Genomic DNA, 23,426 nt, shown 5'->3' on the forward strand with positions numbered 1-23,426 from the left:
CGAGCGTAGGCGGGGGAGCGGACGATCGGAACGGGCTTGCGGCGGTCGCGGTGCGCGGATAGCCGTCCGGCTCGCGGCCTCGCTCGCGGCCTCGATCGGGGGCAGTCGCCGAGGGGGCGCCCGACGGGGTACGGTCGTACTCGTGACTTCTATCGAATCGATTCGACGCACGCGGCCCGACCGGCAGACGCGCCGCGCCAGGATCGCCGTCTCGGCGCTGTTCCTCACCAACGGCGCCCTGTTCGCGAACATCCTCCCGCGCTACCCGGAGATCAAGTCGGCCCTCGGCCTGGACAACCTCGGCTACGGCGTCGCGATCGCGGCCTTCCCCGCGGGAGCCATCGCGGCAGGGCTGCTCGCGGCCGTCCTGATCCGGCGGTTCGGCTCGGCCCGCGTCGCCGTGATCGGCACGGTGCTCACGAGCCTCGGGCTGCTGTCGGCCGCCCTCGCGCCGTCGGGAGTGCTGTTCGCCCTGGCGCTGCTGCTGGGCGGAGCCTCCGACGCGATCACCGATGTCGCCCAGAACGCGCACGGCCTCCGCGTGCAGAAGCGCTACGGCCGCTCGATCATCAACGGCTTCCACGCGATCTGGTCGATCGGTGCCGTGCTGGGCGGGGTCATGGCCGCCGGGGCGATCGCGCTGCACCTGCCGCTCGCCGTGCACCTGGGGATCTCGACGGCGCTGTTCGCCGCGGTCGCGCTCGTGGCGCTGGGCTTCTGCCTCCCTGGTCGCGACGACGACGCGGAGGAGGCCGCGGCCGAGCCGGGCGAGCTGGCGGGGCAGGTGCGCCGAGGTGTGCCGCCGCGGACGATCGTCGCGATCGTGGCGCTGACCCTCATCGCGATGGCGGGTGCGGTCGCGGAGGATGCGGGCAACTCGTGGGCCACGCTGTACCTGGGCGACTCGCTGGGGGCTGCCGCCGCGATCGCCCCGCTCGGCTTCATCGCCCTCGTCGGTGCGCAGTTCATCGGGCGGCTGCTGGGCGACCCCCTGACCGATCGGTTCGGGCAGCGCGCGGTGGCGGCGGTCGGTGGCCTGATCGCGGCGGTCGGGATGACGCTCGCGCTCGCCTTCCCGAGCGTTCCCGGCACGATCCTGGGGTTCGCCGCCGTGGGGTTCGGGATCGCCACGCTCATCCCGGCCGCCATGCACGCGGCCGACGAGCTGCCGGGACTGCGTCCGGGGGTGGGGCTGACGCTCGTGTCATGGCTGCTGCGCCTGGGCTTCCTGCTGTCGCCGCCGTTCGTGGGATATCTCGCGGAGACGCAGAGCCTGGCGGCCGGTCTGATCGTCGCCCCGGCGGCGGCCCTGGTCGCGGTGCTGCTGTCGGGCTTCCTCGACGGGCGGCGACCGCGCGACTGATCTGCAATACAAGGGTTGCAAGAGAGAGAGCGCTGTGCAACGCTAGAGTTGCAGTCGTCGTCATTCCGACGCCGACCCGAGAAAGGAACCATCATGGTGGACATGACTCGCAGTGACGCAGCGGTGGTCGACGAGGAAGCCTTCTCCGTCCGTCGGACCATCCGCATCGACGCCCCCATCGGCAAGGTCTGGCAGGCGGTGGCCGAGCCGGAGCACGTGTCGCGCTGGTTCGGTCGCACGGAGCTCGCGGGCTCCGGGGTGGGCGCGACCGGGACGATGACGTTCCCCGACTACGACGTGATCCCGCTGCGCGTGGAGGAGTTCGACGCCCCGCGCCGCATCACCTACCGGTGGAACAACGACGACGCGCTCGGCAGCCTGCCCGAGCGGATCGACGAGGCGACCTCCACCGTCTTCACCTTCACGCTCGACGAGGTCGACGGCGGCACGCAGCTCACGGTCGTGGAGAGCGGGTTCGACCGCACGTCCGACCCGCGCGCGAACCTGGAGTCGCACCGCACCGGCTGGGAGCTCGAGCTCGACAAGCTCGTCGCACTGGTCGAGGACCGCACGTGACGGCGCCGACCCTTCTGCCCGTGCTCTCGGCCCTCGCCGACGAGACGCGGTGGAGCATCCTGACCGCGCTCGGTGAGGGCGACGCCTCCGCGTCCGCCCTCGCCGGGCGGCTGCCCGTCTCGCGGCAGGCCATCGCGAAGCACCTCGGCGTGCTGCAGGAAGTCGGGCTGGTCGAGCCGGTGCGCGTGGGCCGCGAGGTGCGGTTCCGCGTGATCGGCGCCGAGCTGTCGGCCACCGCCACCGCGCTGGACGCGATCGGCCGCGAGTGGGACCGACGCCTCGCCGCGATCAAGCAGATCGCGGAAGGGCTCTAGGCCATCTCCTTCGCGGCCTCGGCGTCGCCATGCTCCCCGTCGGCCTCCGCAGCCTCTTCGATCGCGGCCGTCATGCCGACCAGGAAGCGCATCACGGTGCCGCGTTCGGCGTCGGACAGCTCATCGACGAGGCTCAGCATCCGGCGGTGCATGGCGCCGAGCGTCGCGCGCACCTCTTCATCGCTGCTGACGGTGGGGACGACGATGCCCGCGCGACGGTCGGTCGGATGCGGCTCGCGGCGCGCGTGACCTCCGCGCTCCAGGCGGTCGATCAGCGTGGTGGTCGATGCCGTGGAGATGTCGAGCATCCGGGCGATGTCGATCGGTCGCACGATGCGCCCGGCCTGCTGTTCGCGGAGCAGGAAGCGCAGGGCCACGAGGTCGGTCTCGTTCATGCCCATCGAGGCGCGGGTGCGGGCGCGCATGGCGGTCTCGGCGCTGCGGTAGCGGCGCAGCATGTTCAGCACGTCGACGGTGGAGGCGGTGTCGCTCTCGGGGTACCAGTATCCGGAGGCGTGGAACTCGCCTCTGCTGTCGGTCACGCGACCTCCCCCTCGTCGCTCGACCCGGCCTCCCGCTCGAGCATCTCCATCGCGCCCGTCTCGACCTCGGCCGGGACGATGCGCAGGAGGCCACCCGTGATGGCGTCGGTCTCGGCGCCGATGATCTGCTCGATCCGGCGTCGCGTGACGGAGGGGAAGCGCTCCTCCAGGCGTTCGAGCAGATCGGCGTAGCTGATGTACGACGCCTCCTCGAGACTGAATCGCTCGGGCATGGCATCCTTTCGGGGGCGATGTCTCCATCATCGCATCCCGGAAGTGCCCGATCGCGCGGAATAATCGCTAGTCTGCCTCGTTGTCAGACTGTCGAGGTACCATGGGCTGCGGGGAAGGAGTACTCGGCATGGGGAAGACCAGCACGGATGTGGCGACGTCGTCGCTCGCGCGCGATGTGGACGACTTCCGTCGCGCCGACGCCCAGCTCAACCGCCGCCTCGCCGCCCGCCGCGAGCCCAACGACACCGACCGGGCCGCGATGCACTTCATCGGCACCGCGCCGGCCGAGCGTCCCCTCACCCCCCGCGACCTCGCCGGCTTCCTCGGCATCAGCACCGCGGCGGTGACGAGCGTGATCCGCCGCCTGTCGGAGCGCGGGCAGATCGTGGTCGCGCCGCATCCGCTGGATGCCCGGTCCAAGGTGCTGCGTCCCTCCCTGCGCGACCTCCATTCGCAGGGCGACGAGCTGTCGGTGCGGGTGGCGGCGCTCGCCGACGAGTTCACCGAGCAGGAGGCGGCTGCGATCTCGCGGTTCCTGCGGCGCCTGACCGACGAGCTCGGCGACCTCCCCTGACCCGACTTGATTTAACTAGTTAAACTAGTAAACTATCCTCGTCCAGCTTTCTGCACGAGGAGAGATCATGGGAACCCTGACGTACGCGAATGCCACCGCTCCGATCGAGATCGACGACGAGGTGCTCGCGCATCTCCGAGCCGCAACCGTCACCAAGCTCCGCCGCAACGAGCCGTTCGCTCTCACCGTGCCCACGGGAGACGGACAGTCGGAGACGCTGTGGATGCACGCGTCCATCCCGGTGCGCTTCGCCCTCGACTCCACGGTCGAGCTGCACCGACCGCTCCTGGCGCGCCTGATGCAGGCCGCGAGCTCCACCGGAGGCCTCGACCTCACCGACTCCGAGCTGTCGCTCGAGCTGGCGTCGCGTGAGCTGCACGCGATGACCGCCTGAAAACGGAGGATGCAAGCCAGCCTCACCGCCGTCGTGGTCCTCTCGAAGGGCTCTCGGACCACGTGCGGTGATGGCCTCGGCGAGAACGGAGCGGGGGCTCCGCCTCGCCATCGAGCGGCATCCGGCCGCCTGGGATTCGGGTTCCCGGCCGCCGGATGCCGCTCCGTCTGTCACAGGGCGGTGTAGCCGCCGTCGACCAGGTGGTAGCTGCCGGTGATGAAGCTCGCGGCGTCGCTCGCGAGGAACACCACGAGGTTCGCGACCTCGTCGGCCTGCCCGAGCCGACCGATCGGGTGCTTCGACACGAGGAACTCCTTCGCTTCGTCTCCCATGTTCGCCAGCAGCGGGGTGTCGATGAAGCCGGGGCCGACCGAGTTCACGCGCACGCCCTGCGCCGAGTACTCCAGTGCGGCCGTCTTGGTCATGCCGACCACGCCGTGCTTGGCCGTGACGTAGGCGGGCGATCCCGCGAAGCCGACGCTGCCGAGGATCGAGGCGATGTTCACGACCGAGCCGCCGCCGTTCGCGAGGATCGACGGGATCTGCGCCTTCATGTTGCGGAACACGGCGTTGAGGTTGATCGCGATGACCTTGTCCCACGCGTCCTCCTCGTAGTCGGCCGTCGGGGCGGTGGCGCCGCCGATGCCGGCGTTGTTGACGCCGATGCGCAGGGGCGCGAGGGAGTTCGCGAGCTCGACCGACGAGGCGATCCAGGCGGGGTCGGTCGCGTCGCCGACCGAGGCCTCGGCGGTGCCGCCCGCGGCGCGGATCTCGTCGACCACGGCCTGCGCGTGCTCCGCGTTCAGGTCGTTCACGACCACCGACGCGCCGTTCTGCGCCAGCAGCAGCGCGACCGAGCGGCCGATGCCGCTGCCTGCTCCCGTCACGATCGCCGAGCGGTTCGAGACGTCGTACTGAGCCACGAGAGACTCCTCTTCCGGGCGGGCGCGGTGCCGGGAGATCTTCTCGGACGGTCCGTCCTTCCCTCCAGCCTACGCCGGAATATCGGAGGTGGATTCACCTGAATGGAAGTCAGCGGAGGATGCGGTAGCGCAGATGAGCCTCGCTCGCGAACGCCGACGTCTCCAGCCTCTCCAGCTCGATGCGCTGCCCGAGGCCCGCGAACAGGGAGATGCCGTCGCCGAGCAGTACCGGTGCCACGTCGAGATGGAGCTCGTCGACCAGCCCGAGGCGAAGGCACTGGCGCGAGATGCTTCCGCCGAGCAGGCTCACCCACCCGTCGCCGGCGGCCTGCGAGGCGCGCTCGACGGCCTCGGCGATGTCGTCCACGACGAACGTGTAGGTGATGCCGTCGCGCTCGATCGGCTCGTGGGGGTGGTGCGTCATGAGGAAGACCGGCACTCGGAGCATGCCGCCGTAGGGGATCTCTCCGTCGTCGATCGTCTGCGTCCTGTTCGCGCCGCCGACGATGGCTCCGATGCGGCTCGTGACGCGCTCGACGACGGTGTCGTCTTCGGGGGCGGATGGTCGACCGAACATCCAGTCGACACCGCCGTCCGCATCGGCGAGGAATCCGTCGAGTGTGACGGTGGCATGGACGATCACCGTGGCCATGAGTGCTCCTTCGAAGAGATGAGTTGAGTGACTTGCCTCAAACCGTACGTGGAGTGGAGAGGGAAGTCAATGCGCTCACCACTATGGGATACTGGAGGCATGACTCGCGGCGACTCCTCCTATCACCGAGCGCTGGCGGCGACGAACCGGGAGGCGATCCTCGCCGCCGCGACACCGCTGTTCCTCGAATCCGGATATGACCGCACGTCGCTGGCTCGCGTCGCCGAGCGAGCAGGGGTCTCCACCGCCACGCTGTTCAAGCAGTTCCCGACCAAGGCGGCGCTGTTCGAGACGGCGGTGCTCGCGGCCGGAGGAGCGCGCGACCCAGACCCCGTGGAGGTGTCGACGGACGACTTCGAGGAGGGGCTCGTGGCGCTCGGGCACGCCTACGCGGAACTGGTGACCCGTGCGCAGATGGTCGACCTGATGCGGACCGTCATCGCCGAGTCGCCGAAGTTCCCCGAGGTGCGGGAGCGGACGTTCGACTTCGGCACGCTCCCCGTGCTGGAGGCGCTGGGGCGCTTCCTTCGGGCATCGCACGCGGCGGGCACAGCGGACATCCCCGAACCGGACCGCACCTCGGCGCAGTTCCTCGGGATGATCGCCTCCGAGGTCTTCTGGCCGCGCCTCGTGCACGGCACCTGGTCGATCACGGGCGCCGAGCAGCGACGGGTCGTCGAGGAGGCCGCGCGTACGATCGCCGCGCGCCACGCGGCGCGGCCCGCGGCGGCTGAGTGATCGCCCCGCTCCTCGCCCCGGTCGCCCTGGCGTCGCTCGGGAAGGGAGGGGGACCCCCGTGAACGGAGATCACGCCGGGGGCGTGACGGGACCGCCGCTGTGCACCGGACGCACCTCGACGCCCCCGCCGGACAGCAACGACGGGTCCTTCCGAGCGAGATGGATGGCCTCGTCGATGTCGGCGGCATCCAGGATGTAGAACCCGGCGATGACGTCCCCCGACCCGTAGGGCCCGTCGGTCGGGCCGTCCGCCCGCAGCGTGCGCGCCATCGACCGAGGGGTCAGCGCGTACGCGGCCCGCATGCGGCCGGACGCGACCAGGGAGTCGAAGTGCTCGTCGCACTCCTGCAGCTCCTCCGGGGTCGCCGTGGGGGCGTGTCGGGAGTCGCCGGCGTAGATCAGGACCGCGAACCGGGGCACGTCAGGACTCGTCCCAGGGGAGCTTCACCAGCGGCAGGATGTAGATCCGGCCCGCGATCGCGACGGGATGCTTCGCCATGAAGGCGGCGGCCTCGTCGATCGAGTCGGCGGTGACGAGGTCGTAACCAGCGAACCACTCCTTGAACTCCGGGAACGGCCCGTCGGTGATGATCGTCTTCCCGTCGCGGACCGCGACGGATTTCGCCTGTTCGGGTCCGGCGACAGGGCCGCCGTCTCCGAGGCGCCCCGCCGCGTCGCCCTCGGTCGCCCAGCGTTCGAGGATCTCCTGATCCTCCGCGCGGGCCAGCGGGGTCCCGGTGGAATCGGACATGTGGATGACGAGGTAGGTGCTGCTCATGGGGTGTCTCCGTTTCTTGTGAGGTGAGTGCGGCGGCGGATGAGGTGCGCGGTCTCGGCGGTGTTGCCGCCGAGGGCGATCGCGCGGTCGTAGGCGGAGCGGGCCTCGGCCGGTCGGTCGAGCGCACGCAGCAGCTCGGCACGCGCGACGTGGAAGGCGTGGTGGCCGTCGAGGGTCTCGGCGAGCGGCTCGATCATCGCGAGGGCGACCTGCGGGGAGTCGAACTCGGAGACCGCGATCGCCTTGTTGAGGGTGATGACGGGGCTCGGATCGATCTGCTCGAGCCGCGTGTACAGCGACACGATCCGATCCCAATCGGTGTCCCGCGCGGCGGCGGCGGTGACGTGCACCGCGTTGATCGCGGCCATCAGCAGATACCGTCCCGGACGCCCGGCGTCCCGCTCGTCGGCGCGGGAGCGCAGGAGCTGCAGACCCTCCGCGATGGCGGACCGGTCCCACGCTGTCCTGTCCTGTTCGTCCAGCCGCACCAGCTCGCCGTCGGGGGACAGGCGCGCGGTGGCTCGCGCCTCGGTGAGGAGCATCAGGGCGAGGAGCCCGGTCACCTCCGGGTCGTCGGGGAGGAGGTCGTGGGCGAGTCTCGCGAGGCGGATCGCCTCGGCGGTCAGGTCTCGCCGGAGCGGGGGCGAGTCCGGGCCGGATGCGAGATACCCCTCGTTGAACACGAGATACAGCACGGTCAGGACGGCGTCGGTGCGGGCGGGGAGGTCCTCCGCGCGCGGGATCGTGAACGGGATCCGGGCGGCCTTGATCTTCGCCTTCGCCCGGGAGATGCGCTGGCCCATCGTGGTGTCCTGCACGAGGAACGCGTGGGCGATCTCCGCGACGCTGAGGCCGCCCACCATGCGCAGTGTTAGGGCGACGCGGGCCTCCAGCGGCAGCGTCGGGTGGCAGCAGATGAACAGCAGGCGCAGTCGATCGTCCTCCACCACGCCCGCGGATGCCGGCGGGTCTGTGTCGTGCAGCATCATCGCCTCCCGGTGCTTCTCGTCGCGACGAGCCTCGCGACGGAGCCGATCGATCGCACGGCGGTTCGCGGTGGTCGTCACCCAGCCGGCCGGGTTCGGCGGGATGCCGTGCGCCGGCCAGTGCTCCACGGCTGCCGCGAACGCCTCCGCGGCCATCTCCTCGGCCAGATCGAGGTCGCCGAAGCGGCGCGCCAGTCCGGCGACGATCCGGGTCCATTCCTCCCGATGCGTCCGCGTGATGGCATCCCCCGCGCGGGAGGGGGTCGGTGTCATGACGCCCTCCGCGTCGACAGGGCCGCGAAGACGCGCCGGAGCGGAGCGAGTCGTGCACCGCTCCCGCGAGGCGCGGGCGGGACGGCGATCCGGCGATCGGCGAGGGCCGCTCGCCTTTGCCACGCGACGGACCCCTGGTGCGTTGCCGTGTCGTGGAGCAGCAGCGCCATCATCGGATCAGTATGCACGGGTGCCGCCTTCCGGGGTGAGGGGAGCCCGAGGACTCCGGATACTGACACCACGAACGGCACCCGCGCATTTCGACAACTCCGCCGAGACGGTGCGACCAGCCAGTCAATCAAGTACCTCTTGACACGCCCGCACGCCAGGCATAACGTACAACCAAATGGTTGCACGAACAGAACTGAGCGAAGCGGAGGTCGACCGTGTGTTCCACGCACTGGCGACGTCGACCCGGCGCGACATCCTGCGCCGGACGATCGAGCGGGAGCAGTCCGTCTCGACCCTCGCCGCCGAATACGAGATGTCGTTCGCGGCTGTCCAGAAGCACGTGGCCGTGCTCGAGGCCGCGAACCTCATCGTCAAGCGCGCCGAGGGACGCGAGCGGCTCGTCCGCGCGAACCCCGAGATGATCGCCCGCGCCAGGGCGCTCCTCGCCCGTTACGAAGAGCTGTGGCGGTCGCGCATCGCCCGGCTCGACGACCTGCTGGCCGAGACGCCCGCCGGTCGCCCCGACAGCGACACCACCGACAACGCACGAGAGAACCCAGGAGACTGACATGCCCGTCACCGACGTCACCACCGATGCCGACGACCTCACGATGACCGTCACGGCCGACTTCGCCGCCCCCATTGAGCGGGTCTGGAACGCGTACAGCGATCCGCGCCAGCTCGAGCGCTTCTGGGGTCCTCCCGGCTGGCCCGCCACCTTCACCGCGTGGGACCACACGGTCGGCGGCCGCGCGGTCTACACGATGAACGGACCTCGCGGCGAGAAGTCGACGGGCGTCTGGGAGTTCCTCGCCATCGAGGAACCGCACCGCTTCGAGGTGCTCGACTCCTTCGCCGACGAGCACGGAAAGCCCCTCGACGGCTTCCCCGCGCAGCGCATGAGCTTCACGTTCGATTCCACGCCCGAGGGCACCCGCATGGTCACCACGAGCCACTTCGACTCGGTCGACGCGCTCGAACAGGTCGTCGAGATGGGTCAGGTCGAGGGCATCAAGATGGCGATGGGCCAGCTCGACGCCGTGCTGCAGGACCTCCGCGACTACGCGCAGGGCAAGGGCACCCGGGTGGAGCTGCTCGACGACACCCACGTGCGCATCACCCGGCTCGTCGAGGGTCCGCGCGAGCTGGTGTGGCGCGCGCACTTCGAGCCCGACCTCATCCGCCAGTGGATGCTCGGCCCGGACGGGTGGGAGATGACCGAATGCATCGCAGCGACCGAGGTCGGCCAGTCGTACCGCAACTCCTGGGCGCCGGTCGGTGACACCGAGGGCGAGCCGTTCGGGTTCGAGGGCGAGGCGCTGCTGATCGACGCCCCGCGCCGCGCCGTCACCACCGAACGCATGCGGGGCATGCCCACCGAGACCGTCAACGACCTGAGCCTCTACGAGGAGGACGGCGCCACGCTCGTCACGGTGCTCATCGAGTACCCCGACAAGGAGACGCGCGACATGATCCTCGCCACCGGCATGGCCGACGGCATGGAGGCCTCGTTCGCCCGCCTGGAACGCGAACTGCTGGCGGTCTGACCGCCGCGTCGTCCACGACTCCTCGGAATCGGCCGGGTCCCTCGTGGATCCGGCCGATTCCGCGTCCCTGCTCGCCGTTTCCGGGGAGTTGTGGACCGCCCGTCGCGGAGGCGCGGCGGCGGACCGGGGTGGAGCGGGATAAAGTGGCGGCACGATGAGGATCACGCGCCGCACCCTGCTCCTCGGCGCCGGAGCCGGTGCCGTCTCGGTGCTTCTCGCCTCCTGCACGCCGGAGCCGAAGCCCACGCCGACGCCCACCCGCACGCGTGAGCCCGAGCCGCCGCCCGGCGTCCCGGCCCCTGCCGGCAGCATCCGCAGCACCTGGACCACCGACCCGTTCGCCCTGGGAGCCGCCAGCTTCACCCCCGTCGGAGTACTCGCCGACGCCCGCGCCGCCCTCGGCCGCCCGGTCGACGACCGCCTCTTCTTCGCGGGTGAGGCCACCGACGAAGACGCCCCCGGCACTGTGCGCGGAGCCATCGCCTCGGGTGAGCGCGTGGTCGACGAGCTGATGGATGCCGCGGGATCGGGGGAGCGCGTCGCCGTGATCGGCGCGGGCCTCGCGGGAGCCACCGCCGCCGCCCTCCTCGCCGACCGGGGCCTGCAGGTGACCGTGTTCGAGGCGCGCGACCGCGTCGGCGGGCGCGTCTTCACCCGCAGCGACGACTCCTGGCCGGTGCCGGTGCAGCTCGGCGCCTGGCTGTTCGGCGAGGACGACGCCGAGGTGCTCGACCGGCTGCGCAGCGGCGACGTGGGAACCGTCGACCTCACCGGCTCGCTGTGGCGCACCCCCGACGGCGACATCGAACCCGTCGATCCCGTGCCCGTCACCACGGCCATCGCCGCCGCCCAGGCCGCCCCGGAAGACGTCTCGGTCACCGACGCGCTGACCGCCGCGGGCATCGACCCCGCGGATCCCTCGACCGCCGCCCTGCTCGACATCCTCGCCGCGCGCACGGGTGCCGCAGCCGGCGAGCTCTCCAGCTGGTTCGCGCCGCCGCTGCCCACGGGCGACCCGGCCGCCACCCGCGACAGCCTCGTGCCGTTCGTGGAGCACGCGCTCGACGGAGTGCAGGTCGGCCTGAACTCCCCGGTCGCCCGCCTGGCCTACGACGACACCGGGGTGAGCGTGCGCCTCGGCACCGGGGAGGCCCTGTCGTTCGACCGGGTGGTGGTGACGGTGCCGCTCGGGGTGCTGCAGGACCGCAGCATCGAGTTCGACCCGCCGTTGCCCTTCGCCAACCGCGGCGCGATCTCGGCGCTCGGCATGGGGTCCATCGAGACCGTGTGGCTGCGGTGGGACGAGGCGTTCTGGGAGAACGACGAGGCCGTGTGGCACGCGGTCGGCACCGACGCGGTCATCCCCACCTGGATCAATCTGCGCCCCGTCACGGGCGAGAACGTGCTGGTGGGCATCGTCGGCGGTGCGGCCGCCGCGGAGTTCGCGGAACTCAGCGACGACGACGCGTTCGACGCGGCGCTGGCGTCGCTGACCGTCTACGTCTGAGCCGACGCGCCGACCCGCTCGCGCGCATCGACCGCACCGGCCGGGCTACCGCGGTCGTCGTCCGGGGGATCGTCGGGCCCGGGATCCGCGTCGGTGCGCAACCGCCGCGGCAACGGCATCCGGCTGATCAGCACCAGGGCGGTCGCGACGATGCTGAACGATGCCAGGGCCACCGCGCACGAGATCACGAACTCGGGCGGACCGCTCACCTGCCGCGGGTCGAGGAAGTAGTACGGATACCAGCCGATCAGCGGGCCCCGGATGAGCGTCGCGACACCCCACAGCACCGGATACACGAGGGTGATCGGAACCACACGCCACGGCACGGCTCGATGCCCCGGAGCCAGCGCCCAGGCCGCGACCGTGACCGCCGGCAGGTAGAAGTGCAGCACCTGATCCGACCACGGCACGTCGATGCGGATGCCGCGCACACCCGCCTGCCACACCAGGATCGCGAACACCAGGCCGGCCGTGATCGTCCACGTCAGCACGAGCGCCAGCGCCACCGTGAGCCACCGCGGGTCTCGCGCACGCCGCAGGGCGAGCACCCCCGCGATCGACAGCAGCACCACGAACGCGAGGTTGGACTGGTTCGTCAGGTAGGCGAAGAAGTTCTGGCTCGCGATGGTGTGCGACGCCAGGCCCCAGGCCATGCGGTGGATGAGGGCGACGAGGCAGATGGCGGCTGCGCTCAGACGGAGCAGGCCGAAGACCGTACGGGTCCTCACCGCCGCGTCACCGTCCCCACCATCATCCGCCGAGTCTACGGAGTCCACCCGAGCGCTCGCCGCGTCGCGGGTGGCTGCGCCGTGCGCTCAGATCAGCCGACGCAGGGCCTCTTCGAGCGAGACGCCCTGCGCCTCGGCGCGGTCGCGGAGGCGCGCGTGCTCATCGGACGACAGCGGGATCCGCAGTTCGATCGGGTCGTCGTCGGGGCGGTCGAGGCCGTCGAGCAGGTCGGAGGGCTCCGCCCACAGCGGTTCCGCGTACGACCCGGAGACGGGGGTGGCGGCGGGGCCGGTCGCGGTGGGCACCCCGGTGATGCGGTCGGAACCCGCGGCCGGAGCGGAGGTCGCCGTCGCGACGGAGGTGGTCTTCGCGGCCGGGGCGGTCCTCTCGGGAGAGCTGGTGGTCGCGGCGTGCGCGGCGACGGGGGCGGAGGCGGCGACCGCGGCACCGGCGTCGGTCGCGAGGGTGAAGCCCGGGCCCCGGCGCGGTTCCTGCCCCTGCTGGTACGCCTTCGCCGCCGCGTTCGCGCGCTCGTCCGCTGCCTCGTTCAAGGGGTGTCCCGCGTGGCCCTTGACCCACGAGAACTCCACGTCCCGTCCGCGGATCGCCTCGTCGATGCCCTCCAGCAGGTCGCGGTTGAGCACGGGGCCCCCGTCGGACTTGCGCCATCCGCGGCGCTTCCACCCCGGCATCCACTTCGTCACGGAGTCGATCACGTAGCGGCTGTCGCACTCGATCAGCAGCTTCTCGTCGGTGCCGGCGGTCGCGCGGAGGAGCTCGAGCACGGCCCGCAGCTCGCCCTGGTTGTTGGTGCCGTGCGGGGAACCACCGGCCGCCCAGTTGGCGTCGTCGATGTACCAGGCCCAGCCGTTCGGGCCGGGGTTGCCCAGGGCGGAGCCGTCTGCGGCGGCGGTGATGGTCATCCTTCCACCGTATCGGTGGGGGCCGACGCGGCCGCGCGAGAGGGCAGCGCGGTCAGTCCTCGGGGTCGCTATTCTCGATCGTCGCCGCCTCGGGCGCGGGCGGTGCGACCGGGAACACGATCGAGCTCACGGAGGCCGGGGCGCCGAGGCCGAGCGTGAGGGGGTCCACCGCGGGGGCCGTGTCGAGGAGGTCGGCGTCGGAGCGTTCGAGCGGCTCGGACGGCAGAGCCCACTGCTGCTCTTCTTCTTCGGGTCGCTGCTGGAAGAGTCCCATGGAGTCCATCATGACCCCGGCCGCACGACCCGCGGTCGCATTCACACGGGATTGATCGCTTGCCCGCGGGCCGGGCTCAGGCGGGGTCGCGGGTCGAGGCGGCGCGCACGGCCTCGACGAGCGTCCGCCAGGGGCCCTCGAGCGCGGAGTCGGGCAGCTCGCGCTCCCGGCGCTCGGAGGGCGTGTGCGCGCGGATGCTCCACATGAAGCGGTCGGCCCCGGGTGACGCGTCGGCGTCCTGGTCCCACGGGCAGAGGTCGATGAGCGTGATCCACTCGTCCGCGTCGGACGGCTCCGCCTCCACACGCCACTGGCGACGGATGCCCGCGATGCCGCCCGATCGCACGACGGCGATCACGACGGGGGCGTCACTCGGAGGTGCCGGGTCCTCGCTCATGCTCATAGACTCCCACGGCGCTCCACGCCCGTCGAGCCGCGGCCGCCGTCTCCTCGTCGACCGCGACGGCCGCGGCCACCGTGGCGTCGGCGAACTCCGTGAACGTGGCCGTGCTCGACAGCCCCCCCGTGAGCGCCCGGTACCAGACGGTTCCCGCGCGCTCCCCGGCGTTGCCGCCGAGGTCGCGCGCGAACAGGGCGAACGCGCGGTTGGGGATGCCCGAGTTGATGTGCACGCCGCCGTTGTCCTCGGTCGTGCGGACGAAGCCGCTCATGTGGTCGGGCTGCGGGTCTTTGCCGAGCTCATCGTCGTCGTAGGCCGTGCCGGGGGCGATCATCGACCGCAGCGCCGCGCCCTGCACGGCCTCGGTGAAGATCTCGGCGCCGATGAGCCAGCTCGCCTGCGCCGCGGTCTGGCCCTGCGCGTACTGCTCGGTGAGCGCGCCGAAGACGTCGGCGATCGATTCGTTCAGGGCGCCGGGCTGGCCCTGGTACTCCAGGTTCGCGGTGTGCTGCACGACCCCGTGTGCGAGCTCGTGCCCGATCACGGTGAGCGAGCCGGTGAAGCCGCGGAACACCTCGCCGTCGCCGTCGCCGAACACCATGCGCTCGCCGTCCCAGAACGCGTTGTCGTAGTCGACGCCGTAGTGCACGGTCGCGTCGAGCGGCGCCCCCGCGTCGTCGAGCGAGTTGCGCTGGAAGGCGGCGAGCAGCATCTCGAACGTGGCGCCGAGGCCGTCGAAGGCCTCGTTCACGGCGGGGTCGTCAACCGGCGCGTCGTCTTCGCCGCGCACCACGGCGCCCGGCAGCTGCTGCGTGTTGCCGGCGTCGCTGATCGTGCGGTTCGGCGCGTCGGACAGCTGGGCGACGAGGTCGCCGTTCTCGTCGATCGAGAGGTCGATGCGGGCGCGGAACGGTGGACGCCCGGCCGTGAGGGTCTGGCGGGCGGCGGCTGCCGCCCTGGGGAAGCGGCCGGACTCGGCGAGGCGCGCGAGCAGGTAGGAGGGGATGACGCCGTGCCGCGGGAGGGGTTCTGCGCTGCTCATGGTGCGACCCTACGCCCCGCCTCGGACGTTCGTCCGCTCGCTCGTCGCACCGGACAGGCCACCGTTCGGCTCCCTCACTCCCTGACTTGAGATTGAGAATCGTTCTCAATAGGGTGACAGAGTCATGAACCTCGCACTCCTCCGGCGGGCAGCCCTCGCCCCCTCCGCCCTCCTCGTCCTCCTCGCCGCCGCCGGGTGCGCCTCCCCGGTCGCGCCCGCTGCGACGGCGGATCCCGGTGCGCACGGCATCGACTCGGGCGGCGCCGCGGAGGTCGCTGCGCCCGCCCTCGCCCTCGCCGTCGCGGACGAGCGGGGCGCCCTCACCCTCCTCGATCTCGACACCGAGGAGCGCGTCGTCCTCACTGACGCCGGGGCCGGGAGGGCCGCGGTGTCGGGCGATGGGCGCCTCGTGTTCCTCGCCCGCACCGAGGGCGACGACGCGACCGTGGACGTGGTGGATACCGGGCGCTGGACCGTGCCGCACGGCGACCACACGCACTCGTTCCAGGGCGAGCCGCGGCAGCTCGGCTCGCTGGACGGCCACGGAGAGGTGCGGGTGAGCGGGGCCGGTCAGAGCACGGCGATCGGCTTCGGCGGCGCGGAGGTCGTCGTGCTCCCGCACGACGACCTCGCCGGCGGACTCGGCACCGCCCGGCTCGACCTGGCGCACGCAGGCCCGGTCCTCCCGTTCGCCGACCGGCTCCTCGTGCCCACCGCCTCCGGCACCATCCGGATCGTCGACGGCGAGGGCGCCCCTGCCGCCGCGGCCGAGATACCGTGCGGCGCGGTCTCCGACGCCGACCTCACCCGCGTCGGCGCGGTCTTCGCGTGCGCGGAAGGGGCGGTGCTCTTCACCCGGCAGGTGGGCGGTGAGATCGTCGGCGAGGCGATCCCGTATCCGGCCGGAGCACCCGCGGCGACGCGGCTCGACGGTCGCGCCGACCGGCCGGACCTCGCCGGTGTCGCCGGTGACGACGGTGCGTGGCTGCTCGACGTGCGTCAGCGCACCTGGACGCTGCTCCCCTCCGACGTCCCGCTCATCCGCGCCGTCGCCGTCGGAGACGACGCCGGTCGCACGGTCGCGGTCGACGCGGAGGGACGGCTCCGCGTGCTGGCGCCGGACGGATCCGTGCTGGCCCGCACCGAGCCCCTGCTCGCGGCGACCATCGCAGACCCGGCGTTGCGAGACCGCGTGGAGCTGCGGGTGTCCGCACGACGCGTCTACGTCGCCGATCCCGCCGCGGGAACGGTCTACGAGATCGACCACGGTGACGCGCGCATCACCCGTACCTTCAGCGACCTCGAGGCCGTGTTCCTCCAGCTGGTCGGCTGACCCAGAGTCCTCGGCGCCCCGCGCCGCCGCGCATCCGCGCACCCTGAGAAGAAAGAGAGACGAACCCATGTCCCGACCCCGCAGCCGCCTCGCGCTCGGCGCCCTCGGCGCGATCGCCGCCGTGGCCCTCGCTGGATGCGCCGGAGCCTCCCCCGCGTCCCAGAACACCACCGGTGCAGCGCCGGAGCAGCACGACCATCACGAGGCGGACACCCACGTCGCCCTCACCTACGACGGTGGCGTGGTCGTGCTCGACGGCGACACCCTCGAGACCGTCGGCGAGGCCGAGCTCGACGGATTCCTGCGCGTGAACGGCGCGGGCGACCACGACGGCCATGTGTTCGTCACGGCCGAGGACGGCTTCCACGTGCTCGACACCGGTCTCGCCTCCGGAGCCGTCGAGTTCACCGGGGAGGTGTTCGAGGCGGTGGCCGCCGGACACGCGACCCCGCACGCCGGCCGCACCGCGCTGTTCGACGACGGCACCGGAGAGGTGCGCGTGTTCGACACCGACGCGGTCGGCACGGGCACCCTGCCGGAGTTCGACACCATCACGTCGGAGGCGGCGCACCACGGGGTGGCCATCGAGCTGTCCGACGGCACCGTCCTGTCCTCGATCGGCACGGCCGAGGCCCGCAGCGGCGTGCGGCACCTGGCGGCGGACGGCACCGAGCTCGCGCGCGACGAGCGGTGCCCCAGCGTGCACGGGGAGGGCGCGCTGAAGGGGGAGGTCGTGATGTTCGGCTGCGAGGACGGTGTGCTGCTCTTCGCGGACGGCGCCTTCACCAAGCTCGACGCCCCGGACGAGTTCGGGCGCACCGGCAACGCCTACGTGACCGACACCAGCGCCGTCGCGGTCGGCGATTACAAGACGGATCCCGACCAGGAGGGCTACTTCCTGTCGCAGCTGGTGCTGGTCGACACCGCGGCCGCGAGCCTCTCGGTGGTCGATGCCCCGGCCGAGTACACGTGGCGCGGTGTGGGGCGCAGCGCCCACGACGACATCGTGGTGCTGGGCGCCGACGGCAGCCTCACCGTGCTCGACGAGTCCGGTGCGGTGCAGGACTCCTGGTCGGTCATCGACGCGTGGGAGAGCCCGGCCGAGTGGCAGGACCCGCACCCGGGCCTGCGGGTGGTGGGCGACATCGCCTATGTGACCGAGCCGGCGAAGAAGCGCATCGTCGCGGTCGACCTGCACACGGGCGAGGTGGCGGCCGAGGCCACGCTCGACGTGATCCCGAACGAGTTCGTGGTGGTGGGTGCCGCCGGGCACTGAGCGCCACGGGACAGGAGGGGCGGATCCGGGTGGGGTCCGCCCCTTCGTCGTGCGGCGATGGCTCACCCTTGACACGATTGCGTTCTGTATACAGAATACTGGAGAGCCCCGCGGGGTGATCCGACCCGAACTTCAACGATGAAAGAGGTAGCGAGATGGCACGTGCTGCGACACGGTATCTGGCCCTGGGCGCCGCCGGAGCGCTCGCACTCGGACTCGCCGCGTGCAGCGGTGGCGGCGGGGGCGGCAGCGTCGACGCCGACGGCAAGGCCACCGTCGTGTGGTCCACCTGGGGCACTCCGGAGGAGCTCACCCGCTACGAGGAGTTCAACAAGGACTTCATGGAGCGCCACCCCGACATCACCGTCAAGCTGCAGCCCGTGGCCGGCTACGGCGACTACCACTCCAAGCTGCTCGCCCAGCTGACCAGCAACACCGCGCCCGACGTGTTCTACGTGGGCGACGACATGATCGGGCAGTTCGTCGACTCGAACCGGCTCATGCCGCTGCGCGAGCTGATGGACTCGAAGGACAGCAAGACCGCCTACGACGACTTCTTCCCCGGCCTGTTCGGTGCGGCCGAGAAGGACGACGAGGTCTACGCGGCGCCCAACGACTCCAACCCCGACGTGTTCTGGTACGACAAGCAGGCGCTCGCCGCGGCCGGCATCACCGAAGACCCCGCGACCCTGGCCGAGAACGGCGAGTGGACCACCGACAAGTTCCTCGAGATGAACGCGGCCCTGCACGACGCGGGCCTCACCGGCACCATGTACTGGAACTACTGGGCCACCCACTGGAGCTGGCTGTCGTCGCAGGGCCTGGACGCCCCGTACGACGACAAGGGGACGTTCGTCGCCAACGAGGACGCCGACACGGTCGAGGCCATGCAGCAGTTCGGCGACCTCTTCCAGGACGGCACCTTCGTGGTCGCCGACACCCTCCCCGACGGCGCCGGTGCCGACAGCGTGTTCGTGACGCACAAGGCCGGGTTCTTCGTGCAGGGGCGCTACACGATCGGCACCGTGAGCGCGGCGGGCGAGCAGGACAGCTACGACATCGTGCGCTGGCCCACCCCCGATGGAGCGGAAGCCCCGACCGGCGTCGCCACGTCGTTCCTCGCGATCAACGGCAAGACCAAGGTGAAGGACGCCGCGTTCACGTTCTGGACCGAGTTCCTCTCCGCAGAGGGACAGACCTTCCGCCTCGAGGGCGGCGGCAACGCGGTCCCGTCCATCAAGGGCGCCGACGAGGTCGTGCTGGAGGGTGACTACCCCGCGCACGCGCAGACCTTCCTCGACATGCGCGACATCGGCTTCGAGGACTACCCCGCCGAGGCGCGCATCCCCGGGCTGCCCGTCGCCATCGCGGAGGAGTTCCAGAAGCTCTACGAGGGCAAGGTCGACGCGCAGACCACGCTCGACACGATCGCCGACGTGGTCGCGGAACGGTCGGAGAAGTAGACCGGTGACCACTCTCACCGAGAACGGACGGATGCCGCAGGCCGAGCCTGCGGCATCCGCCCCGCCCCTGCGCCCCGAGGCCGCGTGGCGCCGCCGCGACCGCCGCTGGGGCTACGTGTTCGTCGCCCCGCAGCTGCTCGGCATGGCCCTGTTCGTCATCCTGCCGTTCGGGGCCAGCCTGGTGCTGGCCTTCGCGGAGTGGGACGGGCTGAGCGACCTGGAGTGGGTGGGCTTCGCGAACTTCGCCGAGCAGCTCACCGACCCGCTCCTCGGCCGCGCCATCCTCAACACCCTGCTGATCGCGGTCATCACCGTGCCGATCGGCCTCACGCTCGCCGTGATCGTCGCGGTCGCGCTCGAACGGCTCAAGACCCGCACGCTCTACCTCATCCTGTTCTTCGCGCCCGTCGTGACGTCGACGGTCGCGGTCGCCATGATCTGGCAGCAGATGTTCCGCGCGGACGGCCTGCTGTCCACCACCATCGCCAACGTGTTCGGCATCACCCCGCCCGACTGGCTGCAGGACCCCAAGCTCGCGCTCCTCGCGGTCTGCATCGTCACGATCTGGTCGTCGATGGGCTTGAACGTGGTGATCTTCCTCGCCGGGCTCCAGAACATCTCGCCCTCGGTCATCGAGGCCGCCCGCATCGACGGCGCCGGCGCCTGGCGACTGTTCACCGGCATCCGCCTGCCGCTGCTCTCCCCGATCGTGTTCTTCTCGTCGGTGATCGCCTTCATCTCGTCGCTGCAGACGTTCGACACGGTCTACGTGCTCGTCTCCGGCGGCGGCCCGGACAACGCCACCCGCACGATCGTCTACCACATCTTCGATCTGGGCTTCGGGCGGTTCGAGTTCGGTCCGTCGAGCGCCGCGAGCGTGATCCTGCTCGTGCTGACCCTCGTCATCACCGCGATCCAGTTCGGCGCGCAGAAGAAGTTCGTCCACTACGAGGATGACCCGGCATGACCCTCCAGACGCCCTCGCTCATCGAGCCGGCCGCCCCCGCGACCGACTCGACCGTCGCCCTCACGGCCCCCGGCTACCGTCGCCGCGGTCGCGGCGGGCCCGGCGCCGACCGCGCCCGCCGTCGCCTCGGAGCCACCGCGCTCCACGTGGTGCTCACGATCGCCGGCATCTCGATGGTGTTCCCGTTCGTGTGGATGCTGCTGACGTCGTTCAAGACGCTGCCGCAGCTGCTGAAGAACCCGCTCGAGTTCCTCCCGAACCCGTGGACGGTGGAGAACTACGCCGACGCCTGGAACGCGGTGCCGTTCGGGCAGGCGTATCTGAACAGCGCCTACATCGCGGTGCTGGTCGTGGTGGGCACGCTGCTGACCGCATCGATGGCGGGCTACGCGTTCGCGCGCATCCGCTTCCGCGGCAGCAAGGTGCTGTTCATCGTGTTCCTGGCGACACAGATGATCCCCGCGCAGGTCACGCTCATCCCCTTCTACCTGCTGATGTCGCAGATCGGGTGGGTGGACTCGCACCTGGCGCTGATCGTGCCCGGCATGATCGCGAACCCGTTCGCGGTGTTCCTGATGCGGCAGTTCGTGCTTGCCCTGCCGCGCGAGCTGGAGGAGGCGGCGCTGGTCGACGGCGCGGGCCGGTGGCGCATCTTCTGGAGCATCGTGCTGCCCAACCTCAAGCCGGGGCTCGCCGCGCTCAGCATCATCACGGCGCTCGGCGTGTGGAACGCGTTCCTGTTCCCGCTCGTGCTGCTCAACACCCCCGACCTGTTCACGGTGCCGCTGCTGCTCACCTCGTTCCAGGGGCAGTTCGGCTCGATCAACTACGGGCTGGTCATGGCGGCCTCGGCCATCGCGACCGTGCCGATGCTGATCGTGTTCGTGATCGGGCAGCGGAAGATCCTCAACAGCATGGCCGCGTCGGGCCTGGGCGGGCGATGATGGCCGACGACCTCGACCTCGCCGGGCTCGCCGGCCGGCACCTCGACCTGATCACCGCGCCGTTCACGCTGCCCCGGTCGCGGGTGCTCGTGTTCGGCGAGGGCGACGGCGTGCGCGTGCACACCTCGGAGTACGAGCGGCGGCTGTCGGAGTGCCGCGTGCTCGACCTCGTGGAGGTGCTCGACGCGGACGGCGCCGTGCTGCCGGTGGCCGACGTGCGACCCGAGAGGATCGCGTTCGGGGCCCCTCGTCTCGCTGCGCCCGCTCAGGAACCGGGGGTGGGGGCGGATGCGGAGACAGAGCGTGCCACGCTCACCTTCGCCGACCCGGCGACGCTGAGCATCGGCGGCGATGCCGGCCTGCGCGTGCGGCTCACGCGCCCGGACGGCCGGAGCGAGGAGCACGCGCTCGGGGAGGGACTGCGCCTCCGCGTCGCTCCCGACCGCTCGGTCACGGTCGAGTCCGGCGATCACCGGGCCGCCCTCGCCGCCACGGTCCACGTCTGGGACGACTGGTTCGCCCGGTGCCCGCGCGTGCGCGACGACCTGCAGGAGATGACCGCCTTCTGCTGGTGGGTGCTCGGCGCGAACATCGTCGAGCTGCCCTCCCTCGGCGACGCCAGAGCGATCGTGCCGTCGAAGATCGGCTACGTGGGGCTGTGGCAGTGGGACGCGTACTTCATCGCCGTCGGCCTCCGCCACGGCGACCCCGCGCTCGCGCGCGAGCAGCTCGACATCGCGTTCCGGTTCCCGCAGCCCGACGGACAGCTCCCCGACGTCGTGCACGAGGAGGGCGTGCTCGCCACGAGCAACGACCTGCCAGAGAGCGACCGGGCGAACCTGCGCCGCGCGGGCTCGCAGATCGCCGACCCCACGGCGCCCGTGCCGCTGACCAAGCCGCCGCTCGCCGCATGGGCCCTGCGCGCGGTGCTGGAGGTGGAAGACGCCCCGGACTGGGCACGGCGCCAGCTCGCCACGGTCGTGCGCTCGCAGGACTGGTGGTTCGCGGGCAGCGATCTCGACCACGACGGCATGCCCGAGTACGGACACCCCTATTCCTCAGGTCTCGACGACAGCCCGATCTTCGACGGCCCGCTTCCCACGGCCGCCCCCGACCTGGGCGCCTACCTCGTGCGGCAGGACCGCGAGCTCGCCGACCTGCTCTCCCGATACGAGCCCGGCGCCGACGTGAGCCGGTTCCGCGAGCGCGCCGAGGCGACGCAGGAGCTGCTGCTGCGCATGTGGGACCCCGAGCGCGAGCGCTTCCTCGCGTTCGGCGGCGGCGAGACGCTCACGAGCGACACCGTCGTGGGCCTGATGCCGCTGCTCACCGGAACCCTGCCGGAGCAGATCGCCGGTGCGCTGCGTGCCGCGGTGGACGACCCGGAGCGGTTCGCGCTGCCGTGGGGCCTGCCGACGGTCGCCGCGTCCGACCCCGACTTCTCGGAGGAGCGGATGTGGCGCGGCCCGGTGTGGGTCAACACGGCCGCTCTCGTGGCGGAAGGCCTGGAGGCGTCCGGCTTCGCCGAGCGCGCACGGCAGCTGCGGGAGCAGACCGTGGCGCTCGTGATCCACGGCGGCGGCCCGCACGAGTACTTCCACCCGCGCACGGGTCAGAAGGCACGCACGGCCACGACCGCGTTCGGCTGGTCGGCGGCGCTGTTCATCGACCTCGCCGTGACGCTGTCGCGGTGAGCCGTGGCCGGGTCAGGCGGTGAAGTAGCTGCTGGTGGCGTTGTCGAGGATGCGCTGCATGCCGTTCGTCCAGTTCAGCTTGAGGGCCTGGACGGCGGCGGGCACGTCTCCCGCCGCGAGGTGCCGGGCGATCTCGGCGTGCTCGGCGGCGACGCGCTCGACCTTCACGTCCTCCGGCACGAGCAGCGACTCGTAGCGGTGGAACGAGCTGCGCACGCTGTCGATCACCGCGAGGAGCCGGGTGTTGGGGCACGCCGAGAGCATCAGGCTGTGCCACTCGTCGTCCTTCGTGATGACGAGCTGGTGCTCCACGAGCTCGTCGGCGAAGGCGTCGGCCATCTCCTTGAGCCGGGCGCCGATCGTCCGCAGCTCGTCGGGCGGGCTCAGCTCGAGCGCGAGGCTCTCGAGGGCGGCCATGACGGGTGCGAGGTCGCGGAACTCCGACGCGCTGAGCGGCACGAACCGGAAGCCCTTGCCGTTCTCGCTCTCGATCTGCCCCTCGGACTCGAGGGCGATGAGAGCTTCGCGCAGCGGTGTGCGGCTGACTCCGAGCTCGGTCGCGAGCTGCACCTCGTTGATGCCCTCGCCCGGCTGCACGAGTCCGGCGCGCATGCGGGTCAGCAGCTCCTCGCGCACCTGCGAGCGCAGGTTCTTGCGTTCGATCGCCATGACCTTCCCCTTCTGCCGCCTGCCCGTCAGCCTATGGGTTGACGCCCGGCCGGACGGCGACCTAGTGTGTTGTATACAGAATACAGCGGGACGTCGGAATGCGCCAGAGCGCCGACACGGCGGCCCGTGACTCAGAGAGG

28 protein-coding genes are annotated in these 23,426 nt (G+C 71.3%); 15 read left to right on the top strand and 13 right to left on the bottom strand.

Annotated elements, in window-relative coordinates:
* Window positions 1-151 precede the first annotated feature (151 nt).
* The 3 genes from ACWGQ1_RS01110 (at window position 152) to ACWGQ1_RS01120 (ending at window position 2,253) form a co-directional block, all read left to right on the top strand.
* Window positions 152-1,363, top strand: coding sequence for an MFS transporter (locus ACWGQ1_RS01110; protein WP_247982849.1), 1,212 nt, complete (start codon window positions 152-154; stop codon window positions 1,361-1,363).
* A 102-nt stretch (window positions 1,364-1,465) separates the two neighbouring features.
* Entirely contained in the window at window positions 1,466-1,939 is a 474-nt protein-coding gene (locus tag ACWGQ1_RS01115; protein WP_240744617.1) for an SRPBCC domain-containing protein, read from the top strand.
* A complete protein-coding gene (locus tag ACWGQ1_RS01120; protein WP_168442859.1) occupies window positions 1,936-2,253 on the top strand; it encodes an ArsR/SmtB family transcription factor in 318 nt (105 codons plus the stop codon). The genes ACWGQ1_RS01115 and ACWGQ1_RS01120 overlap by 4 nt, the downstream gene beginning before the upstream one ends.
* Here the strand turns inward: ACWGQ1_RS01120 and ACWGQ1_RS01125 are convergent.
* A complete protein-coding gene (locus ACWGQ1_RS01125) occupies window positions 2,250-2,795 on the bottom strand; it encodes a MarR family transcriptional regulator (RefSeq protein WP_452312194.1) in 546 nt (181 codons plus the stop codon). The genes ACWGQ1_RS01120 and ACWGQ1_RS01125 overlap by 4 nt on opposite strands.
* Window positions 2,792-3,028 carry a hypothetical protein gene (locus ACWGQ1_RS01130; RefSeq protein WP_136032935.1) on the bottom strand — a complete coding sequence of 79 codons (237 nt, stop codon included), beginning with the start codon at window positions 3,026-3,028 and terminating at the stop codon, window positions 2,792-2,794. The genes ACWGQ1_RS01125 and ACWGQ1_RS01130 overlap by 4 nt, the downstream gene beginning before the upstream one ends.
* Before the next feature lie 128 nt (window positions 3,029-3,156).
* Here ACWGQ1_RS01130 and ACWGQ1_RS01135 point away from each other — a divergent pair, with 128 nt between their 5' ends.
* The gene (locus ACWGQ1_RS01135) at window positions 3,157-3,603 is read left to right on the top strand and encodes a MarR family winged helix-turn-helix transcriptional regulator (RefSeq protein WP_136032937.1); all 447 of its coding nucleotides are present in this window, start codon (window positions 3,157-3,159) and stop codon (window positions 3,601-3,603) included.
* Between the two features lie 67 nt (window positions 3,604-3,670).
* The gene (locus ACWGQ1_RS01140; protein WP_136032939.1) at window positions 3,671-3,997 is read left to right on the top strand and encodes a DUF7882 family protein; all 327 of its coding nucleotides are present in this window, start codon (window positions 3,671-3,673) and stop codon (window positions 3,995-3,997) included.
* 170 nt (window positions 3,998-4,167) lie between these two features.
* Here the strand turns inward: ACWGQ1_RS01140 and ACWGQ1_RS01145 are convergent, their stop codons facing one another.
* Entirely contained in the window at window positions 4,168-4,920 is a 753-nt protein-coding gene (locus ACWGQ1_RS01145) for an SDR family NAD(P)-dependent oxidoreductase (protein ID WP_206251995.1), read from the bottom strand.
* A gap of 109 nt (window positions 4,921-5,029) precedes the next feature.
* Window positions 5,030-5,572, bottom strand: coding sequence for a dihydrofolate reductase family protein (locus tag ACWGQ1_RS01150; protein WP_452312195.1), 543 nt, complete (start codon window positions 5,570-5,572; stop codon window positions 5,030-5,032).
* A gap of 99 nt (window positions 5,573-5,671) precedes the next feature.
* On the opposite strand from ACWGQ1_RS01150, the gene ACWGQ1_RS01155 reads away from it, so the two are divergent.
* Window positions 5,672-6,310, top strand: coding sequence for a TetR/AcrR family transcriptional regulator C-terminal domain-containing protein (locus tag ACWGQ1_RS01155; protein ID WP_452312196.1), 639 nt, complete (start codon window positions 5,672-5,674; stop codon window positions 6,308-6,310).
* A 69-nt stretch (window positions 6,311-6,379) separates the two neighbouring features.
* On the opposite strand, the gene ACWGQ1_RS01160 is transcribed toward ACWGQ1_RS01155, so the two are convergent.
* From ACWGQ1_RS01160 to ACWGQ1_RS01170, 3 genes are read right to left on the bottom strand one after another with little or no spacing between them, the layout of a single operon-like run.
* Complete coding sequence (locus tag ACWGQ1_RS01160; protein ID WP_452312197.1) at window positions 6,380-6,730, bottom strand: YciI family protein; 351 nt, start codon at window positions 6,728-6,730, stop codon at window positions 6,380-6,382.
* Window position 6,731: 1 nt separating this feature from the next.
* Window positions 6,732-7,088, bottom strand: coding sequence for a YciI family protein (locus ACWGQ1_RS01165; RefSeq protein WP_136036844.1), 357 nt, complete (start codon window positions 7,086-7,088; stop codon window positions 6,732-6,734).
* On the bottom strand, window positions 7,085-8,347 hold the full coding sequence (locus ACWGQ1_RS01170; protein ID WP_452312198.1) for a DUF6596 domain-containing protein: 1,263 nt from the start codon (window positions 8,345-8,347) through the stop codon (window positions 7,085-7,087). Before ACWGQ1_RS01170 ends, ACWGQ1_RS01165 begins: the two co-directional genes overlap by 4 nt.
* Window positions 8,348-8,693: 346 nt before the next feature.
* On the opposite strand from ACWGQ1_RS01170, the gene ACWGQ1_RS01175 reads away from it, so the two are divergent.
* The 3 genes from ACWGQ1_RS01175 (at window position 8,694) to ACWGQ1_RS01185 (ending at window position 11,572) form a co-directional block, all read left to right on the top strand.
* Window positions 8,694-9,086, top strand: coding sequence for an ArsR/SmtB family transcription factor (locus ACWGQ1_RS01175; protein ID WP_206251981.1), 393 nt, complete (start codon window positions 8,694-8,696; stop codon window positions 9,084-9,086).
* A gap of 1 nt (window position 9,087) precedes the next feature.
* Window positions 9,088-10,065: an SRPBCC family protein gene (locus tag ACWGQ1_RS01180; protein ID WP_247982630.1), complete on the top strand. Its 978-nt coding sequence runs from the start codon at window positions 9,088-9,090 to the stop codon at window positions 10,063-10,065.
* Between the two features lie 154 nt (window positions 10,066-10,219).
* Window positions 10,220-11,572 carry an FAD-dependent oxidoreductase gene (locus tag ACWGQ1_RS01185; RefSeq protein WP_452312199.1) on the top strand — a complete coding sequence of 451 codons (1,353 nt, stop codon included), beginning with the start codon at window positions 10,220-10,222 and terminating at the stop codon, window positions 11,570-11,572.
* On the opposite strand, the gene ACWGQ1_RS01190 is transcribed toward ACWGQ1_RS01185, so the two are convergent.
* The 5 genes from ACWGQ1_RS01190 to ACWGQ1_RS01210 form a co-directional block, all read right to left on the bottom strand.
* Window positions 11,563-12,300 carry a Pr6Pr family membrane protein gene (locus ACWGQ1_RS01190; RefSeq protein ID WP_240744618.1) on the bottom strand — a complete coding sequence of 246 codons (738 nt, stop codon included), beginning with the start codon at window positions 12,298-12,300 and terminating at the stop codon, window positions 11,563-11,565. The two genes, ACWGQ1_RS01185 and ACWGQ1_RS01190, sit on opposite strands and share 10 nt — an antisense overlap.
* An 87-nt stretch (window positions 12,301-12,387) precedes the next feature.
* A complete protein-coding gene (locus ACWGQ1_RS01195) occupies window positions 12,388-13,224 on the bottom strand; it encodes an RNase H family protein (RefSeq protein WP_452312200.1) in 837 nt (278 codons plus the stop codon).
* A gap of 52 nt (window positions 13,225-13,276) precedes the next feature.
* Complete coding sequence (locus ACWGQ1_RS01200) at window positions 13,277-13,498, bottom strand: hypothetical protein (protein ID WP_136032966.1); 222 nt, start codon at window positions 13,496-13,498, stop codon at window positions 13,277-13,279.
* 76 nt (window positions 13,499-13,574) lie between these two features.
* Complete coding sequence (locus ACWGQ1_RS01205) at window positions 13,575-13,895, bottom strand: protealysin inhibitor emfourin (RefSeq protein WP_452312201.1); 321 nt, start codon at window positions 13,893-13,895, stop codon at window positions 13,575-13,577.
* Window positions 13,867-14,940: a M4 family metallopeptidase gene (locus ACWGQ1_RS01210; protein ID WP_452312202.1), complete on the bottom strand. Its 1,074-nt coding sequence runs from the start codon at window positions 14,938-14,940 to the stop codon at window positions 13,867-13,869. Before ACWGQ1_RS01210 ends, ACWGQ1_RS01205 begins: the two co-directional genes overlap by 29 nt.
* 124 nt (window positions 14,941-15,064) lie before the next feature.
* Between ACWGQ1_RS01210 and ACWGQ1_RS01215 the strand changes: the two genes are divergently transcribed.
* From ACWGQ1_RS01215 to ACWGQ1_RS01240, 6 genes are all read left to right on the top strand, one after another.
* Complete coding sequence (locus ACWGQ1_RS01215; protein WP_452312203.1) at window positions 15,065-16,273, top strand: hypothetical protein; 1,209 nt, start codon at window positions 15,065-15,067, stop codon at window positions 16,271-16,273.
* Between the two features lie 67 nt (window positions 16,274-16,340).
* On the top strand, window positions 16,341-17,549 hold the full coding sequence (locus ACWGQ1_RS01220; protein ID WP_452312204.1) for a hypothetical protein: 1,209 nt from the start codon (window positions 16,341-16,343) through the stop codon (window positions 17,547-17,549).
* Window positions 17,550-17,704: 155 nt separating this feature from the next.
* A complete protein-coding gene (locus ACWGQ1_RS01225; protein ID WP_136032976.1) occupies window positions 17,705-19,012 on the top strand; it encodes an ABC transporter substrate-binding protein in 1,308 nt (435 codons plus the stop codon).
* A 4-nt stretch (window positions 19,013-19,016) separates the two neighbouring features.
* Window positions 19,017-19,979, top strand: coding sequence for a carbohydrate ABC transporter permease (locus ACWGQ1_RS01230; protein WP_136036830.1), 963 nt, complete (start codon window positions 19,017-19,019; stop codon window positions 19,977-19,979).
* Window positions 19,976-20,923, top strand: coding sequence for a carbohydrate ABC transporter permease (locus tag ACWGQ1_RS01235; protein ID WP_136036829.1), 948 nt, complete (start codon window positions 19,976-19,978; stop codon window positions 20,921-20,923). The genes ACWGQ1_RS01230 and ACWGQ1_RS01235 overlap by 4 nt, the downstream gene beginning before the upstream one ends.
* On the top strand, window positions 20,920-22,617 hold the full coding sequence (locus ACWGQ1_RS01240; RefSeq protein ID WP_136044750.1) for an amylo-alpha-1,6-glucosidase: 1,698 nt from the start codon (window positions 20,920-20,922) through the stop codon (window positions 22,615-22,617). The genes ACWGQ1_RS01235 and ACWGQ1_RS01240 overlap by 4 nt, the downstream gene beginning before the upstream one ends.
* 12 nt (window positions 22,618-22,629) lie before the next feature.
* Here ACWGQ1_RS01240 and ACWGQ1_RS01245 read toward each other — a convergent pair whose 3' ends face one another.
* Window positions 22,630-23,286: a GntR family transcriptional regulator gene (locus ACWGQ1_RS01245; protein ID WP_136036827.1), complete on the bottom strand. Its 657-nt coding sequence runs from the start codon at window positions 23,284-23,286 to the stop codon at window positions 22,630-22,632.
* Window positions 23,287-23,426: the final 140 nt, after the last annotated feature.

The sequence above is a fragment of the Microbacterium sp. NPDC055599 genome, from assembly GCF_053618975.1.